General features: G+C 42.7%; 17 protein-coding genes and 1 other annotated feature. Of the genes, 11 read left to right on the top strand and 6 right to left on the bottom strand.

Annotated features, from left to right (window positions below; all coding sequences use genetic code 11):
- Window positions 1-516 precede the first annotated feature (516 nt).
- Both BQ4305_RS07005 and BQ4305_RS07000 read left to right on the top strand, forming a co-directional pair.
- Window positions 517-2,241 carry a methyl-accepting chemotaxis protein gene (locus tag BQ4305_RS07005; protein WP_110927131.1) on the top strand — a complete coding sequence of 575 codons (1,725 nt, stop codon included), beginning with the start codon at window positions 517-519 and terminating at the stop codon, window positions 2,239-2,241.
- Between the two features lie 149 nt (window positions 2,242-2,390).
- Complete coding sequence (locus BQ4305_RS07000; protein ID WP_110927130.1) at window positions 2,391-3,167, top strand: arylamine N-acetyltransferase family protein; 777 nt, start codon at window positions 2,391-2,393, stop codon at window positions 3,165-3,167.
- Window positions 3,168-3,279: 112 nt separating this feature from the next.
- Here BQ4305_RS07000 and BQ4305_RS06995 read toward each other — a convergent pair whose 3' ends face one another.
- Both BQ4305_RS06995 and BQ4305_RS22230 read right to left on the bottom strand, forming a co-directional pair.
- Window positions 3,280-3,459 (bottom strand): DUF4083 family protein, encoded by a 180-nt coding sequence (locus tag BQ4305_RS06995; protein WP_110927129.1) that lies wholly within the window; start codon window positions 3,457-3,459, stop codon window positions 3,280-3,282.
- A gap of 371 nt (window positions 3,460-3,830) precedes the next feature.
- Complete coding sequence (locus tag BQ4305_RS22230) at window positions 3,831-4,067, bottom strand: sigma factor (protein WP_407640146.1); 237 nt, start codon at window positions 4,065-4,067, stop codon at window positions 3,831-3,833.
- A 319-nt stretch (window positions 4,068-4,386) separates the two neighbouring features.
- Here BQ4305_RS22230 and BQ4305_RS06985 point away from each other — a divergent pair, with 319 nt between their 5' ends.
- Window positions 4,387-5,745, top strand: a complete 1,359-nt coding sequence (locus BQ4305_RS06985) for a TrkH family potassium uptake protein (RefSeq protein ID WP_110927127.1) — start codon at window positions 4,387-4,389, stop codon at window positions 5,743-5,745.
- A 76-nt stretch (window positions 5,746-5,821) separates the two neighbouring features.
- Here BQ4305_RS06985 and BQ4305_RS06980 read toward each other — a convergent pair whose 3' ends face one another.
- Window positions 5,822-6,190: a VOC family protein gene (locus tag BQ4305_RS06980; RefSeq protein ID WP_110927126.1), complete on the bottom strand. Its 369-nt coding sequence runs from the start codon at window positions 6,188-6,190 to the stop codon at window positions 5,822-5,824.
- Between the two features lie 185 nt (window positions 6,191-6,375).
- On the bottom strand, window positions 6,376-6,678 hold the full coding sequence (locus BQ4305_RS06975) for a hypothetical protein (RefSeq protein WP_110927359.1): 303 nt from the start codon (window positions 6,676-6,678) through the stop codon (window positions 6,376-6,378).
- A 326-nt stretch (window positions 6,679-7,004) separates the two neighbouring features.
- Between BQ4305_RS06975 and BQ4305_RS06970 the strand changes: the two genes are divergently transcribed.
- Both BQ4305_RS06970 and lipA read left to right on the top strand, forming a co-directional pair.
- On the top strand, window positions 7,005-7,823 hold the full coding sequence (locus BQ4305_RS06970; protein ID WP_110927125.1) for a lipoate--protein ligase family protein: 819 nt from the start codon (window positions 7,005-7,007) through the stop codon (window positions 7,821-7,823).
- Between the two features lie 14 nt (window positions 7,824-7,837).
- Complete coding sequence (gene lipA / locus BQ4305_RS06965) at window positions 7,838-8,788, top strand: lipoyl synthase (RefSeq protein ID WP_110927124.1); 951 nt, start codon at window positions 7,838-7,840, stop codon at window positions 8,786-8,788.
- A gap of 113 nt (window positions 8,789-8,901) precedes the next feature.
- Here lipA and BQ4305_RS06960 read toward each other — a convergent pair whose 3' ends face one another.
- Together BQ4305_RS06960 and BQ4305_RS06955 are read right to left on the bottom strand one after the other, a co-directional pair.
- Window positions 8,902-9,699: a glycosyltransferase gene (locus BQ4305_RS06960; protein ID WP_110927123.1), complete on the bottom strand. Its 798-nt coding sequence runs from the start codon at window positions 9,697-9,699 to the stop codon at window positions 8,902-8,904.
- Between the two features lie 197 nt (window positions 9,700-9,896).
- Window positions 9,897-10,532: a hypothetical protein gene (locus BQ4305_RS06955; RefSeq protein WP_234396894.1), complete on the bottom strand. Its 636-nt coding sequence runs from the start codon at window positions 10,530-10,532 to the stop codon at window positions 9,897-9,899.
- A 392-nt stretch (window positions 10,533-10,924) separates the two neighbouring features.
- Between BQ4305_RS06955 and BQ4305_RS06950 the strand changes: the two genes are divergently transcribed.
- From BQ4305_RS06950 to BQ4305_RS06925, 6 genes are all read left to right on the top strand, one after another.
- Entirely contained in the window at window positions 10,925-11,389 is a 465-nt protein-coding gene (locus BQ4305_RS06950) for a GNAT family N-acetyltransferase (protein ID WP_110927122.1), read from the top strand.
- Window positions 11,390-11,864: 475 nt separating this feature from the next.
- Window positions 11,865-12,143 (top strand): GNAT family N-acetyltransferase, encoded by a 279-nt coding sequence (locus tag BQ4305_RS06945; RefSeq protein ID WP_110927121.1) that lies wholly within the window; start codon window positions 11,865-11,867, stop codon window positions 12,141-12,143.
- Window positions 12,144-12,426: 283 nt separating this feature from the next.
- Window positions 12,427-12,674: a binding site (T-box leader), on the top strand.
- A 104-nt stretch (window positions 12,675-12,778) separates the two neighbouring features.
- Window positions 12,779-14,488 (top strand): acetolactate synthase large subunit, encoded by a 1,710-nt coding sequence (gene ilvB, locus BQ4305_RS06940; protein ID WP_407640145.1) that lies wholly within the window; start codon window positions 12,779-12,781, stop codon window positions 14,486-14,488.
- Between the two features lie 2 nt (window positions 14,489-14,490).
- A complete protein-coding gene (gene ilvN, locus BQ4305_RS06935) occupies window positions 14,491-15,006 on the top strand; it encodes an acetolactate synthase small subunit (RefSeq protein WP_110927119.1) in 516 nt (171 codons plus the stop codon).
- A gap of 47 nt (window positions 15,007-15,053) precedes the next feature.
- Entirely contained in the window at window positions 15,054-16,082 is a 1,029-nt protein-coding gene (gene ilvC / locus BQ4305_RS06930) for a ketol-acid reductoisomerase (protein ID WP_110927118.1), read from the top strand.
- A complete protein-coding gene (locus BQ4305_RS06925) occupies window positions 16,069-17,601 on the top strand; it encodes a 2-isopropylmalate synthase (protein ID WP_110927117.1) in 1,533 nt (510 codons plus the stop codon). Before ilvC ends, BQ4305_RS06925 begins: the two co-directional genes overlap by 14 nt.
- The last annotated feature ends 10 nt before the right edge of the window (window positions 17,602-17,611 follow it).

Below are 17,611 nucleotides of genomic sequence, written 5' to 3'. Positions count from 1 at the left end.
TCAAAGAATATCACTCCTTTCTGACTTAATTAAAAGATATATATATAAATGGAGCGAAAAGGTGTGGACAAATAATATTTAATCTCTTTCTAAGGTGCTGCTAAACTGCGCAGCCTCCAATATAAGGATATCATAGGAAGGGCTGAGAGTATGAGAATTATGCTTATGAAGACAATTTACGGGTTTTGCACCGCGACGGCGTCATACACAAAGTTATATTTCAAGTATTCATCGCAAATTATTTTAAAGACTCCTAATCCGTTAGAAAACTATTGAATGTATATTAGATTATATAGAGTAAGATTTTGAATAGCTGATGTAAGTGAGAATCTTTTATAGTTATGTAAATTTATTGTTAAGGATAAGTTAAAATGATATTGAACGGAGAAGACAATAAAGCCGATTTTGCTTAACTTTTCTAATGATTTAAGGTTTTTTTATTGTAAATGTATGCTTCATGCAGAAACTGCAGGCAGTGAATCATAAGTTAAAATCGTATACCTCTCGGCCGATATAATGAAAGTGTTATGCTATAGGCCATTAGGAGGATATTTTATGAGTATAAAAATAAGGTTAATCTCAGTAGTAACAATCCTGCTTGCATCCATTTTTATTATAGGAGGCTTGTCGATTACTTCTTTTAACAGGAGTATAAAGGAGAATAAAAATCTTGAGAATCTTAAGGAAATGCAGCATATAACCAAGCAGATTCAATATCGACTGGCTGGTTTTTCAAATGATGAGCGCGGCTTTTTACTTACTCGTGATGATAATTATGCGAAAGAAATGGAAGATAAATCCAGTGAAATTCTGAGCCAATTTGCTGAGTTAGAAACAACAGCACCAAGCGAGGCAGAGAAGGCGGAAATCGAGAAAATTGAAGAAAACTTTAATCTGTATTATGACGAAAGTAAAAAAGTAACAAGTACGAATCCGGACGAACAAGAGAAAGCAGAAGAAATCCATTTTGGAGAAGAGCGCAAATTACGCAAAGAGGTGCTGGATCCATCCTTTGAGTCATTTATCGAAAATCTCGATGATAAAGCAGAAGCAGCACAGAAAGACTTGGAACAGACGTTACAGCAACGAGAAATCATGGTGGGCACGCTTACTGCTATCGCATCTGTCTTAGGAGTAATCTTAAGCTTCCTGCTGCTCAGAGCGATTTTACTTCCGCTTGGCCAGCTGAAAAAACAAATGAATGAGATTTCAACTGGAAGCGGCGATTTGACGAAAACGATTACCGTCAAAAATAAAGATGAAATAGGGGAAGTCGCCCAATCCTTTAATCAATTTTGCTTAACTTTAAGAGAAATGATCGGCCAATTGGGGATTTCTTCTGAGCAAACGGCGGCCTCATCGCAGGAATTTGCTGCAAGTGCCGAACAAACAAAGTCCTCTGCAGATCAGGTTTCAGCTAATCTTCAAAACCTTTCTGCGAATATGAGCGAACAATCATCGCATCTTGAATCAAGTACATTGGAAGTGACAAAAGCTTTTGAGGGCATCACGGCCATAGCTAGTAAAGTGGAAACCGTTTCACAGGTTGCCAAAGAAGTCATGCAACAGGCAAACGAAGGAGAAAAATTGGTGACACAAGTCGGTGCTTCTATGAACTATATTCATAAATCAGTAGATGAAGCCGACAGCAAAATAAACCTTTTGGCAAATGATGCGGTGGAGATTGGGAAAATCACCTCCCTTATTAATGAAATTGCAGACCAAACCAATTTGCTGGCTTTAAATGCTGCCATTGAATCGGCAAGAGCGGGAGAACACGGCAGAGGGTTTGCGGTCGTAGCCGAAGAGGTTCGAAAACTGGCCGAGCAATCCGGCAGATCTGCTGATCAAATCCGGGAGCTGATTCAAAGAATTCAAGGAACATCAAGCGAAACCGTTTTAACGATGAAGGAAGTAAAGGAGAATGTTGTGACCGGCAGCGAAATTTCCATGACGTCGTCGAAACAATTCAGCAGCATTTCAGGTACTATTTCGTCTGTCACTAACCAAATCGAACATATTGGAATGATAACAGAACAGCTCAGCATGGGTGTCGGTGCTGTAACTGAAAAAATGAAGCAAGTATCCCTATTATCTGGAAACAACACAGAAACGGCCAATCAGATTGCAGCCTCCACTCAGGAGCAATTGGCTGCAATGGAAGAAATCCAGTCAGCAGCGTATTCACTTACGACGATTTCTGAATCCCTGAATGAAATGATTCAGAGATTTAAGATTTAATCTGCCTCTATGAAGAACACAGTAAAACACCTCCAATTGGGGGTGTTTTTTGCTGCAGAGAGTGCAAAGCCTTTTAAATCGATCAAATAGCGTATAATAGAAAGGGAAAAGGAATGTAAAATAATTGATCTGTACAAGGAGTAAACGATATGACATCGATCAACAAACGATTTCGCGACAGAATCGGTTTTCCATATGATAAAAAAATGAGATTTGAAGATTTAGGGGAAGTACTCGAAAAAACAGCTAAAACAATTCCGTTTGAGAATGTATGTGTAATTGAGAAAAAGACAGCTGAACTGACCAAGGACTCTTTGCATGCGAAAATCCTGGAGCAGAAGGAAGGCGGACTCTGCTATGAATTAAACACAATCCTTCATTACTTTTTAAAGGAAAACGGATTTGATGCCGTCTTGGTTCGAGGGACCGTTTATGATCAAAAAAACCAACAGTGGAGTACGACAGGGAAAACCCATGTGACGAATCTTCTTTTACAGGAGGGCCGCTATTATTTGGTTGATACAGGGTTCGGAGGGAACCTGCCCTTGAAGCCTGTTCCGTTAGATGGAGAAATCATAACATCTAAAAACGGGGAGTTTCGAGTGGAGAGCACAGAGAGTGAACAGGGGAATTTTATCTTGTATATGAAATTACGTTATAAGGATCACGATTGGAAAAAAGGGTACGCCTTTGATTCTAATGATGCAATCAAGAATATGACGGAATTAAATATAATTCAGCGAGTCATCACGGACCATCCGGAATCGCCCTTTAACAAGCAGCCGTTACTAACCAGAATGACGGATCAGGGAAACATGACATTAACCAAAACCTCATTCACAGAATGGGTGGATGGGACAGTCCAAAAAGAAGAAATCAATGAAGCGCGGTATAAAGAAATCAGAAAAGAGAAATTTGAAATGTAAGCTGTATGGCAAAAGGGCGGCCACCAGAATGTACCCTGGCGGTTTCTTTTCGACGGCCTGCACATAAAGTAAAGCCCAACTGATACTAGTCGGGCTTTACTTGTGTCGCGGTTTATTCTTTTTTATCTTGTTCAAGTAACTGAATGATCCGATCAAGCTTTTGATCTGCAGTGTCAGACTTTACAGACTTCTTAGTAAGAAGGGAACGGACTAGGAAAAAGACCGCAAAAAATACACCAATGAGAAAGATAAAGATAATTAGTTGGAAAATCAAATCACTTATATTTACCATCATTCATTCCGCCTTTATACTTTAGATAAAAAGTGCCTGATTCTACTTCTCTGTTCATAAAGAACGCAAGAAACCATAACATGTATATGATCATTATATCTCAATAAGTTCCAAATAAGGGAATGTTTCGCAAGATCAGTCGTTAATAGCAAAAAAAAGTTTGGGTCTCCCCAAACTTTTTGACTAGAGAAGGTTCATAAAGAAGAAGGATTTAGCCAGACGTGTTTGTTCTATGTAAAAGGAGGAGCAGGGCAGGTGTGCGTTTTAAGCGTGTCTCACGGATCACAGAGAAGTTTTAAGGAGAGGTGCAAAAGAGAGTATGTGTCAGAGAAGCCCTTATGTTTAACTAATTATCCTTCTGAAGGTAAAGCTTAGTTACGTCTCCCTTCCACTCGCTGCAAATATAAATAATTATAAATTAATTGTTTCATGAGAAAGGTAGAAATGGATTTATCATCAGAATCCTTAAATTTGGAGGGAGACTCCCATAAATTTTGAAAGGTGAGGGATAATAAGTTATCCGACCTGAATTCCGATCCGGTCAGTTTTAATGCTACATTTCTTAACAATTTTTCATATTGGGCGTAGAGTTGTGAGAAGTAGACCATATCTTTTTTTAAAAGATGTTTCAAGATTTCCTGTTTGTTTTCCAATACTTTTTCCTCATTCCTGTTTCAATGGTTATGGGTATTAAGTACCCTGTTTCCTGGAAAGTAAAACCTTTTTTTAAATAAATGTGTGTTTTGAATAGTTTGATTATTTAAAAATGATGTTTTTTAGTCCTAAATACCCTTTTGCGGAGAGTAAGGCTTCTATTCGTCTTTTGGCTGCTTGATAATTTCTATTTACAAAGAAATTAGAACGAATTATATTTGCTTAAGTAAGAAACCATTCATCATATCTGCTAAAAGTTAGGGGATCGTTCTGATGTATAGAAAAAGCAGGCAGCCTAAACCATTGAAATGGATTCATGTGAATCCTGCACAGATGCTGACATTGAGTTTTTTAGGTTTGATTATAGCAGGGACACTGCTGCTTATGCTGCCGTTTGCCACACAGGATAGGCACCATTTGTCTTTTATTGATGCTGTATTTGAAGCTACTTCTGCTGTTTGTGTGACAGGATTAGTCGTCGTCGATACAAATACCACATTTACCGTTTTTGGGCAGATTGTGTTACTGTTCCTGATTCAAGCGGGCGGACTGGGCTTCATGACAATCAGTATCCTGATCGCCTTATTTCTTGGGAAAAATATCGGGCTGAAAGATCGGCTGCTGATCCAGGAGTCATTGAACCAGCTGTCCCTTCAGGGAATGGTTCGGTTAGTCAAATTCGTGGCAGGCTTTACTTTTATTGTGGAGGCAGTCGGTGCTCTTATTTTATTCATCCGCTGGGCAAAGGACTTCGGCTTCCCGGAATCGATTTACTACGGCATATTCCACTCAGTATCTGCTTTTAATAATGCCGGTTTCGATCTCATGGGAGGGTATCGGAGTTTGACGGACTATACAGGGGATATCAGTGTCATTTTGACAATCAGTTTTTTGCTGATTATTGGGGGGATCGGGTATACGGTTATTCTCGATGTCATACGGAAAAAATCGTTTAGAGAGTATACATTACATACAAAATTGGTGCTGATCATGACGATTGTTCTCAATGTTTTAGGCCCCCTGTTGATTTTTGTCCTGGAATACAGAAACCCGGGAACGCTTGCCAGCCTGTCTTTAAATGATAAGATATTAGGCGCTTTTTTTCACGGTGTAGTACCGAGAACAGCCGGATTTAACTCAGTGAATACAGGAGATATGACGCTGAGCTCCCAAATGGTAACGATGGCACTCATGTTTATTGGCGGAGGGTCGGGAGGTACAGCCGGCGGAATCAAGGTAACGACCTTCATTGTAATGGTGCTTGCTGTTTGGACACTGATAAGAGGAAAAGAAGAAGTTAATATTCTCGAAAGACGGATTTCAAAAGGAGTGATTTACCGAGCTTTCTCAATTACCGTTTATTCAGTGGCTTTGATTTTTATTTGTGTATTTATCCTGACGATTACCGAAAAGGCACCGTTAAATATGCTTTTATTTGAAGTTATATCCGCATTCAGCACGGTCGGTATGTCGTTAGGCCTGACTCCGGATTTGAGCGGAGCCGGAAAAATCGTCATATCTCTGCTGATGTTTGCAGGAAGGGTCGGTCCGCTCACGCTGGCCTTTGCTTTAGCGAGAGGCCACAAAAAACAAATTGTCCGGTATGTGGAAGAGAAAATTATGATCGGGTAAAATTGATTTTTTGAACAGTCTAAAGGATAAAAAAGGCGAGAATGTCAATCATTGATTTCTCGCCTTCTTTGACAAGTTAAGAAGGAATGGCCTGAATGATTTCCACTCTGTTGCCGAAAGGGTCCCTAAATTCAAAGCGTTCATAACCTGGTATTTGAACAGCTTCGATGATTTGAATGTTCTGCTGCTCCAGTCTATTTCTCCAATAAGAGATATGGTCAACCTGATAAGCAAGATGGGCTTTAGTTTGTAAACGGTCCACATCTTCTTCAGTTCCAACATGAATCTCCTGATCTCCGACTTTCAGCCAAAACCCTCCGCGCCCCTTTAATGATTCAGGTTTTTCTTTTTCGGGAAGTCCTAGAATATCGCAATAAAATTTTTTCCCCTCAGCCTCATGCTCCTTCGGAATCGTAATCTGTGCGTGATGCAGTCCAAGAATCATTTTACTCCCCCTTTATTTATAATAGCTGCGAATGGTCAGTGATGAGCTCTCCTCTTTATTATTTACTCTTCCACTTCTATAAGTAAAATATGGATCATTTATGTAAATTTATAAGAAATACTTATGATGAAGCAAAAATAAAACACCTTCCATATAGGCAAAACGCAGAGAAGGTGCAAGAATCGTTATTGGCTTTGTTTGCTGGGAGGAGCATTATGTTTTTTTCGGAAGGCTAATACCGTTGTTCTCAAACCAGCATAATTTCCGATAGCAGCATATCCATAGAACCAGCCCATAAAGAGACCAGCTACGATATGATGGGGGTGACTGATGAAAATGGAGATAATCAGTCCGAGAGCAATGGCAACGGTTGGGACATATCGGGAGGGTACCCGAAAAAAAATCTTGATAAGCTGGGTAAGAATCATAACGGCAGGAAGGGCAATTACCGCATCCCAAAAATTAGTATGGATTGTAGGGAAATTCATCATTCCTCATGTCACCTCGTGACCAGTCTGCCCCTATGAAATGAATCCTAAACGGAAGCTGCATGATATCATTTGTTTTGTTGCCCGCGGGGAGACATTTGATCAGAGGAAATGGTCTGTGCTTTTGGCCGCTCCGTTTAGACCTTGATATGCCGTCTGTTTTTCGAGCTGGATGAGCCTGTAGAAGGGTAGGAAAGATGACCTTCTATTTGGGGGAAAAACATTGACAAATTCATGGGGGATGCTACGATAAGGATGTCTGAAATTTAGGATTTTTTGATCAGTGACAACAGGGATAAACAGAGAGACAGGATGGTGGAATTGGCATGGGGGAAAGATGGTTATTTATTGATTCTGGCATACAAAGTCCAGCTTTTAATATGGCGTTGGATGAAACGCTGCTCGATTGGCACAGCCGGGGATTAATTCCGCCTGTTCTGCGTTTTTACGGATGGGAGCCTGCCGGGCTTTCCTTGGGAAAATTCCAGAAAACAGCAGGACGCATAGATATTGAAGCCGTGAAAGAAAAAGGTTTTGAGATCGTGAGAAGGCCTACGGGAGGACTGGCCGTTCTTCATGATGATGAGCTTACTTACAGCATTATTGTCAGTGAAAATCATGAGAAAATTCCTCATTCAGTGGTAGAGGCCTACCGCGTGCTGTCACAGGGGATATTGGCAGGATACAGGAATTTGGGGATTGAAGCGGATTTGGCGCTTCCTGATCAGCCGGTCGGCCGGACGGGGACTGCAGTCTGCTTTGAAGAAGCCTCATGGTATGAGCTTGAAATTGCAGGGCGGAAAGCGGCTGGAAGTGCGCAGAACCGCCAAAAGGGTGTCGTGCTGCAGCATGGGTCCATTCCTTTGACAATGGATACAGATCTCCTGTATGACTTATTTATTTTTCCTAACGAAGCCGTGAAAGAGCGGGCGAAGAGGGGATTCAAAGATAAAGCGGTTTCGATTCAGGATGTTCTCGACCGTGAAGTGACAATGGATGAATTAAAGAAAGCGTTTCATGACGGATTTGAACAGGGTCTCGGCATAGAACTGGAACCGTTTGAGCCAAATGAAGACATGCTTAAGGAAGCGGAAAGTCTTATGCTTAAAAAGTATAAAAACGATGAGTATACTTTTCAACGATAAGGGGTGGCGGAAAGATGGCGAAAAAGGAATATCTGCGTAAGCCTGAATGGCTGAAAATTAAGTTAAACACGAACCAAACATACAACGGACTGAAGAAAATGATGCGTGAAGAAAGGTTACATACTGTTTGTGAAGAAGCGAAATGTCCGAATATTCATGAATGCTGGGCGGTTAGAAAGACAGCTACATTCATGATTCTTGGAAGCATTTGTACAAGGGGCTGCCGTTTCTGTGCCGTGACAACCGGAAGACCGACGGAATTGGACTGGGGCGAGCCGGAACGTGTGGCAAGATCAGTTGAAGCTATGGGGCTTCGTCATTGCGTAGTGACAGCTGTAGCGAGGGATGATCTGCAGGATGGCGGTGCAGAGGTTTTTGCTGAAACGGTGCGTGCCATTCACCGCAGAATGCCGAATACGACAGTCGAGGTGCTGCCTTCTGACATGAAAGGGGACTATGAAAGCCTTCACATGTTAATGGATGCCAAACCGGACATTTTTAACCATAATATTGAAACCGTTGAGCGTTTGACAAGCCGTGTCCGTTCTAAAGCGACATATCGTCGTTCTCTTGAATTGCTGAAACGGGTGAAAGAAATCAGCCCGAATACACCGACAAAGTCCAGCTTAATGGTCGGGCTTGGCGAAACGAAGGAAGAAATTCTTCAGGCGATGGATGACCTATTGGCGCATGACGTGGATATTATGACAATCGGCCAGTATCTGCAGCCAACGAAAAAACATTTGGATGTGGTCCGCTATGTACACCCGGATGAATTTGCTGAGCTGAAGGAAATCGCCCTGCAAAAAGGCTTCAAACATTGTGAGGCAGGCCCGCTTGTCCGCTCCAGCTACCATGCTGATGAGCAGGTGAACCAAGCTGCCCGTCAAAGACAAATGGCTGCTGAAGAGGAGCAGGGACCAGAACAATTAATTGAAAACTATAAAACACAATTTGCTCAATAAAAGTGTGTCAGGCTGCCGATTATATCGGCAGCCTTTTTGTAAGATGCTGATGTCCATTCATACGATCGTTTGCTAAGGATAAGCCGTGTTGCCATCTGTCTAAAGTCACCCTGTCATCCTCTAAACTCTTTTAATATATTCTCCATTTCCTTTTTATCTGTAATCTCTTCCCCAAATAATGCCCGCTGAGAAACTTTTCTTATTTCTTCATCTGTCATTCCGGGTTTCGTCCCGCTGCTGCTTCTTTTCCATACATTTTTTACTTTATTTCTTTTACGTTCAATATCAAATGAAAAGGCGACATTGCCCTCGTGCGAATGATTGATATAGTTTGCTTTCCCCAGAAACTCATGCGGGTGTCGAATGGCTCCCATATCACCGTGCAGGTTATATCTTACTCCTGATAAATAGTCTTCTGTTTTATAGATCAAACAATTAAAGCCGCTCGAGAAATTAAAATATTTTGCAAGCCGATGCTGTTTAGAGTCGTAAATATATCCATTTTGGCAAATGAGAATTTTCGTTCCGCTTCCCGGTTTATACTGCTGGATTTGATTAATAAAAGATTGATGATACATATCATCGCTGTGAAGATGAACTTCATAGAAAAATGGGTCAAGACTAATATATTTGCGTACCTCTTCCGTATACGCTTTCTCTCCGGGAACAAATCTTATGTGAGGGGGAAGAGGCGGATATTTTAACAGGGCCTGTTCAATTATGGGTTTGGACGTTAGATCATATAAAATGTAAGCGATAAAGTTTTGATTCGTTTGGTTTTTAAGACTTCTTAACGTGTACTTTATAAAGATATCGATTCTGTTATCAATCCAGCTTTTTGTCAGAGCAATTTGTTTCTGTCCGTGCACATTCGCATAATTGAAAGGAATTTTAATAATCACTTTGGGCACGCTTCATTTCTCCTCCAGACTCTTAATAATAAATAGAAAAAAATAAACACTGCGGTGCTTTATTTTTTCATAGAAACCTATCCATTATAAATGGACAGTCTTAATCCTATTTATTGTTAATATATGTATTCAGGCTGTGGAGGGGGTGGACAAACTATCAAAAAAAGTAAAAATAGATGTTGGCTGAAGATATGTCTTTATTTTAGAAAAAATGATGGAGCCGTGTTTAGAAAAAGCCACTCTTTTGCTTTCTTTTCGTATTCTCTATTTTTCCATGCAATCATCGCTTGCTGTTCCCCGCCGTCCCTAATTAGAGACTGGAAAAACAGATCGGCAAGGTAATAGCCCAATCGGCTGTATCCATATCTTTCTCCGCCATTTATGGAAAACCACTCCCGGTATACATAGTGAGTTGATTTATTTGTGATATCCCAGGCAAAAGCCGCTTTTATTTTATCTGTATTGCTTTCTGAAAAGGTTAACCAATCCTTCCCTTCATCATCAAATGAGAAATACATGGAGGGAGTCAAGTCTGTAACGATTTGCCGGGACAAATGGATGGCCGCTCCTTCTTGTAAGAGCCAGATAAGGGGACTGTACCAATCGATTTTTTCCCAATCTGTGCCGGCCTCATGAGAAAGGGTATTGTGTGTCACATGGCCAAATTCATGGGCTGCGATGGTTCTTAAATGATCTTGACGGGGAGATAGCTTCTCTAAGGCGAAAGTGATATTAGGAATAATCTGTCTGTGTGTATAGGCATTGGAACCAAACCCGCCTACAATCAAATTCACTTCAATGGGAAAGGTCACCTGATATTTTTTTGTGTACAAATCAGCTGTTTCTTTAATGATTGGCAGTATTTTGTGATGGACTTGTTCTATTCTCGGGATGGCTTTAGGATACTTCTCTATGAATTGTTGATGCCGATCTTCCGTATCCTTGCAATGGTAGGAAAAATATTCTGCGAAAATATCAGGATATCGGGAATAATAGCTTTTTAGAAACCGAGAGGACGGTTCGTAATTCTGTAAGAAAAAGGGGACTGTATCGGTTATTTCATAGGAAATCCTCCTGACACTATTTCGTCTCAGTATTACGCTATGGTCTATTTTACTAAAAATTCCGATTATCATCATCTGTTTAATGACAGAGGAGAAAAGGCGGGAATGTCGAAATAAGGTAAGAGAGTCTATTAGAGAAAAAGAGAGAAGGGGAGAGAGAAGTGAACGTTTACCAAGCAGAATTAAAGGATCTTAGAGGAATCACCCAGCTTTTCAATGCATATCGCCGGTTTTATCAGCAGCCTGATGATATGGAAGGTGCTGAATCCTATCTTAGGGAAAGGATGGAACGGGGAGAATCTATTATTTTCGTTGCAGAAGATAAAGGCGAATGCGTCGGTTTTGTCCAGCTGTATCCAACCTTTTCTTCTATCTCCATGCGTCGGGCTTGGATCTTAAATGATTTGTTTGTTATGGAAGAGTACCGCAGCAAGGGAATCGGCCAGATGCTGATTGACCGTTCTGCAGAGCTGTGCCGTGAAACGGGGGCGGCGGCTTTATCTCTTGAAACGGCAGCAGATAATTTTGGAGCTCAAAGACTGTATGAACGAAACGGCTTCTCAAGAGATCCCGATTTTTGGCATTATTCTCGCAGCTTCAGCAAAGAGCCGGAGTTCGAAAAATAGAAGGATGGGCATTCATCAGATGTAAGGAGTTTTTATCACATATGTAAGGAATTCGAACATTTAATCATTTTCTAAAAATAGAACAATCGAAGGCTTGGAAAACGAGGTCTTCTTTGTTGAGCGATTTCAGGTAAAACGGCGATTATTATCTCTTTCTCTTACATACTATTTAATAGGAAGAAAGAAGAAAATATTAAAAGTTTAAAAGATGCAGGCAGAGCAGAAAGATGGCAAAGGAGTGATTGAATGGAAGCTGATTTCCAAAAAAAAGAAGTGGAACTGTATGGGGGACGATTTTTAACTTTCATTGAAACATGGCAGAAACTCTAACGTAATTTGATAGATTGAGTAACTCCGATTGGGAGGGAAGTAAGAGTGCGAAGATTCACTAAGAGTGATGGACCGCGTTTGCGGAAGGATAAAACAGTGGTATAAAATAACAGTCACGAAGGTTATCTGAACAGGAGGAATCAATATGGTTGATATTAAGCAGGGCGAAGGGAATTTCTATGTAGAAGAAGAGGGAGAAAAATTGGCTGAAATCAGCTATTTTTCTTCAGGAGACGGAGAGATCACAGTAGACCATACAGAGGTTTCTGAAAAGCTGCGCGGTCAGAAAGTGGGCAATCAGCTGGTGGAGCGTCTTGTAGAGTATGCCCGGGAAGAAAACGTAAAGGTAGTCCCGATTTGTTCATTTGCTCAGGTGCAGTTCACGAAACATCCAGAATATCAAGATGTATTGGCTGCCCGGTGATTGATAATACGGAGGATGAGGAGACTTCCTCGTCCTCTTTTTTATGATACTGAGTCGAATTCAGAATCGCGTCTTATTTCCGCTTTGAGTGGCGGGAAAGCAGCATCGGCATAAAAAAATTCTTTTTTTGGAAATTCGATAATGAAAAGGATGGAAACGCATACATAAAGTTTGATAAGTCTAAATTATCTAATAATTCTCAAAAAGGTGTTGACTCACTTTAGAATTGGGCGTAAGATAATCACAAATACAAGACAACATTGCTTCAAACAAACAAATGACGATGAAATCAATGATGAGGATAAGTAGTTTTTTGGTAAGGCATTTACAGAGAGCCGGGTTGCTGGAAGCCGGTATTGTCCCAAAGAATGAACTCACCTTGGAGTTTCAGCTTGAAAAGGATTCTTAGTAGAGCTGAACGGGTGCGAACCGGCACCCGTTATCAAATCACTTAAGTGCGCATGTTGGAAGAATCACATGCGAAAAAGGGTGGTACCGTGGATTGGTTCTCAAAGCCTTTTCACCCCTTGCTTGCTCATGCAGGCATATAGGGGTGGGAGGGCTTTTTTACATCCCTAAAAGTTTGAATATTCAAAAAATGATGAAGGAGAAAGTGGAGGAGGTCTTTACGTATGATGCAAAAGACAGTAGTAGCTGATAGAAAGGGTGAAAAAACAACGTTTAGCGGTGCGGAGTTTTTGATGGAAGCATTGAAGAAAGAAAATGTGGACGTCATTTTTGGATATCCAGGCGGTGCTGTATTGCCGATTTATGACAAACTCTACAGTTCAGGTCTGTTTCATATTTTAACCAGACATGAGCAAGGTGCAGTACATGCGGCTGAAGGCTATGCCAGGATTACAGGGAAGCCGGGGGTCGTGATTGTAACCTCGGGTCCGGGAGCCACGAATATTGTTACAGGTCTTGCGGACGCCATGATTGATTCCCTGCCGCTCGTTGTGATTTCGGGTCAGGTTGCTACTACAGTGATAGGATCGGATGCATTCCAAGAAGCAGATGTTCTGGGGATCACGACGCCGATCACTAAACACAATTATCAAGTCAGAAATCCGGAAGACCTCCCGCGCATTATTAAAGAAGCCTTTTATATCGCCTCAAGCGGAAGGCCGGGACCGGTACTGATTGATATTCCTAAAGATATGGCGATTCTTCAGGGGACAGCTGAGATGGATCCGGAGATGGATCTTCCGGGCTACCAGCCGACGACAAAACCAAATTACCTTCAAATCAGGAAGCTTGTCGAGGCAGTAAGCAGTGCTAAAAAGCCAGTCATTCTGGCAGGGGCCGGCGTCCATCATGCAAAAGCAGCAAATCTCCTTAAGGAATATGCGGAGCAGCAGGGTCTCCCGGTCGTACATACATTGCTTGGACTTGGCGGCTTTCCGGCTGAACATCCGCAGTTTGTGGGGATGGGCGGCATGCATGGATCTTATGCAGCGAATATGGCTTTGTCGGAATGCGATCTGCTCATCAATATCGGGGCCCGGTTCGATGACCGTCTGACCGGGAACCTAAATTATTTTGCGAAAAAAGCAGTAGTAGCGCATGTCGATATTGACCCTGCGGAAATCGGGAAAAATGTTCCGACCCAAATTCCTGTCGTCGGAAGTGCGAAGGAAGCACTTGAGGAACTGATTGCTCAGAGCGGAAAAAAACCTGAAATCAGCAGCTGGCGGAAGCAGCTGGATGAGTGGAATGAGAAATATCCTCTCCGGTATGAAGAGGAAGAAGGTGTGCTGAAGCCGCAAAGAGTGATTCAGATGCTCCATGAAAAAACAAGTGGCGAGGCGATTGTCACAACAGATGTAGGCCAGCATCAAATGTGGGCGGCACAATATTATCGGTTTAACAAGCCGGATTCCTGGGTGACTTCCGGAGGACTTGGAACTATGGGATTCGGTCTGCCGGCAAGCATTGGCGCACAATTGGCATCTTCGGATCGGACAGTGCTTTCCATTTCCGGTGACGGAGGATTCCAGATGACCAATCAAGAACTGTCGGTTATCGCTGAAATGAACCTGCCCATCAAAATTGTCATTCTGAATAATGGAGCACTCGGCATGGTGCGGCAATGGCAGGAGCTGTTCCATGGCGAAAGGTATTCACACAGTTTGTTCCAGTCTCAGCCTGATTTCGTTAAGCTTGCGGATGCATATGGCATCCCGGCATTCAGAGCCTCCACAGAGGAAGAAGCAGAGAGAATCATGGATGAAGCAATGAGCATCAAAGGTCCTGTCCTGCTTGACATACATGTAAAGCAAAAAGAAAACGTCTATCCGATGGTTGCAGCAGGCAAAGGGCTTCACGAAATGGAAGGAGTTTAATCATGAAAGGCATACTTACCCTTACCGTGAATAACAGGCCGGGCGTTCTGAACCGGATCACCAATTTATTTACAAAAAGAAACTACAATATTGAAAGCATTACGGTCGGGGCTTCGGAACAAAGCGGAATCTCAAGGATCACTGTTGTGGTTCATGTGGATGATGCGATGCAAATTGAGCAGATGACAAAGCAGCTGAATAAACAGATTGATATTTTAAAAGTAACCGACCTGAGCAGCCAAGCGATTGTTGCAAGAGAACTGGCACTGGTAAAAGTCATGGTGTCCAGCCAGACAAGGTCAGAGATCTATTCAGTCATTGAGCCTTTCCGGGCTTCAGTCATCGATGTGGGCAGGGAAAGCCTGACCATCCAGATTACCGGCGAAACGGAAAAAATCGAAGCCTTTATCGAACTGATCAAGCCATTTGGCATCAAGGAACTCGCACGAACGGGAACAACAGCGTTCCAGCGGGGCCTTCAATTATCGAATTCACCTAAATCCGTTACGATTGTTTAATTTAAACATTCTAATAAAAAAACTACTAATCAAGGGAGATGTCTATTATGGCAAAAGTATATTATAACGCGGAAGCAAACGAAAATTTCTTCAATGGTAAAAAGGTAGCTGTTATCGGATATGGTTCACAAGGCCATGCTCACGCTCAAAACCTTCGGGACAGCGGTGTAGAAGTCATCATCGGAATCCGGAAAGGGAAATCCTTCGATAAAGCCGCAGAAGACGGATTTGATGTTTACTCTGTTCAGGAAGCAGCGGAACAGGCGGACGTTATCATGAATTTACTTCCGGATGAAACACAGCCGAAAGTATATAAAGAAGAAATCCAGCCGGTATTGCGTGCAGGCCAGGCATTGATGTTTGCTCACGGCTTTAACGTTCACTTCAATCAAATCGTTCCTCCGGCAGATGTAGATGTCCTTTTAGTTGCTCCTAAAGGGCCGGGACACCTTGTAAGAAGAACATACACACAGGGAGCAGGCGTTCCGGCATTGTTTGCGATCCAGCAGGATGTGACCGGCGAAGCAAGAGAACTTGCCCTTGCTTATGCACGAGGCATCGGCGCTCTTCGTGCGGGCGGACTCGAAACAACCTTCCAGGAAGAAACAGAAACAGATCTGTTCGGTGAACAGGCAGTATTGTGCGGAGGTCTGACATCCCTTGTCAAAGCAGGTTTTGAAACATTGACAGAAGCAGGCTACCAGCCGGAAGTGGCATATTTTGAGTGTCTGCATGAATTGAAGCTGATCGTAGACTTGATGTATGAAGGCGGACTAGAAAACATGCGCTACTCGATTTCGGACACAGCTCAGTGGGGAGATTTCGTTTCAGGCCCCCGCGTAGTGGACGAAAGGGCGAAAGAAGAAATGAAAAAAGTGTTGAAGGATATCCAGGATGGAGAGTTCGCGAAAGGCTGGATTCTAGAAAACCAAGCGAACCGTCCGGTATTCAATGCGGTTAATAACCGTGAAAATAATCACCCGATTGAGGTGGTGGGACGTGAGCTAAGAAAGATGATGCCTTTCGTCAAGCCTCAACAAACAGAGAAAGAAGTGGTAGCCGTTGCAAAAAATTAATATATTCGAAACGACGCTTCGGGACGGGGAACAATCGGCTGGAGTTAACCTGAATTTTTCGGAAAAATTAGAAATTGCCTACCAGCTGGAAAGGCTGAATGTCGATATCATTGAAGCCGGTTTCCCCGCAGCTTCTAAAGGAGATTTTCAGTCCGTTCAGGAAATTGCGGCCAAAATCAGGAACTGTTCAGTAACGGGACTTTCGCGGGCCGTTATATCCGATATAGATGCAGCGTGGGAATCATTGAAGGGGGGAGCCGAACCAAGGCTCCATACCTTCATTGCCACTTCCCCGATCCACCGGCAGTATAAATTGAAGTTATCGAAGGAACAAGTGATTGAGAGAGCGGTCAGCACCGTCAAATACGGAGCTTCAAAGTTCCCGATTGTTCAATGGTCGGCAGAAGATGCGAGCCGGACAGAGCTTGATTATCTGGCTGAAATCGTTGAAGCGGTGATTCAGGCCGGTGCCCGTGTGATCAATATTCCGGACACGGTCGGCTATGCTGCTCCTGCTGAATATGGAGACATCTTCCGTTACCTTCGTGAGCACGTTCCTTCTATTCATAAAGTCAGCCTGTCTGCACATTGTCATGATGATTTAGGGATGGCAACAGCCAATTCTCTGGCTGCCATTGAAGGCGGGGCAACCCAGATAGAAGGCACGATTAATGGAATTGGCGAGCGGGCAGGAAATGCTGCGCTTGAAGAAGTGGCGATTGCTCTTCATATCAGAAAGGATTTTTATCAGGCTGAAACATCGCTTGTCCATCACGAAATCAAACGGACGAGTGACCTTGTCAGCCGTCTGACCACCATGCAGGTGCCTGCCAATAAAGCGATCATCGGGGCAAATGCTTATGCGCATGAGTCTGGTATCCATCAAGACGGCGTTCTTAAAGAGAAGACAACATACGAAATTATTTCTCCGGAACTTGTCGGTGTATCTTCGAACTCATTGGTGCTTGGAAAGCATTCTGGACGCCATGCCTTTAAAGAAAGGCTGCAGGAACTGAATTTCCATGTGACTGAAGAAGAAATGAACAGCCTGTTTAAGCAGTTCAAAGAATTGGCAGACAAGAAAAAGCAGATGACTGATGAGGACTTGGTGGCTTTGGTATTGGAAGAGAAAGCAACAGATACAGTCATCTATGATCTGGTCTCCTTCCAAATCACACATGGAACTAACCAAATCCCGACGGCAGCTGTTACGCTCCGAAAAGGGGAAAGCGGTCTTATACAGGAAGCGGCGACCGGAGCCGGCAGTGTTGAAGCGCTGTACAACACGCTTGAACGCTGCCTTCAAAGCAAGATTTCCTTGGAAGATTACAGAATCCAATCTATCGGCGGCGGCATGGATGCGCTGGCCCAGGTATTCGTTAAATTGAATTACGGAGGCGTGGAAAGCAGCGGACGCGGACTGGATCAGGATGTCCTCGAGGCCTCAGCGAAAGCGTATCTGAATGCTGTAAACCGTGTATTGCTGATGAAGGAGCTTGAAGAGAAAGTACCACAATAGAAAGGGGAGA

Source organism: Bacillus massiliglaciei (genome assembly GCF_900098925.1).
GTDB lineage: Bacteria > Bacillota > Bacilli > Bacillales > DSM-1321 > Peribacillus > Peribacillus massiliglaciei.
The sequence above is the reverse complement of the archived record's forward strand: the minus strand, read 5'-3'. Positions and strand labels throughout refer to the sequence as shown.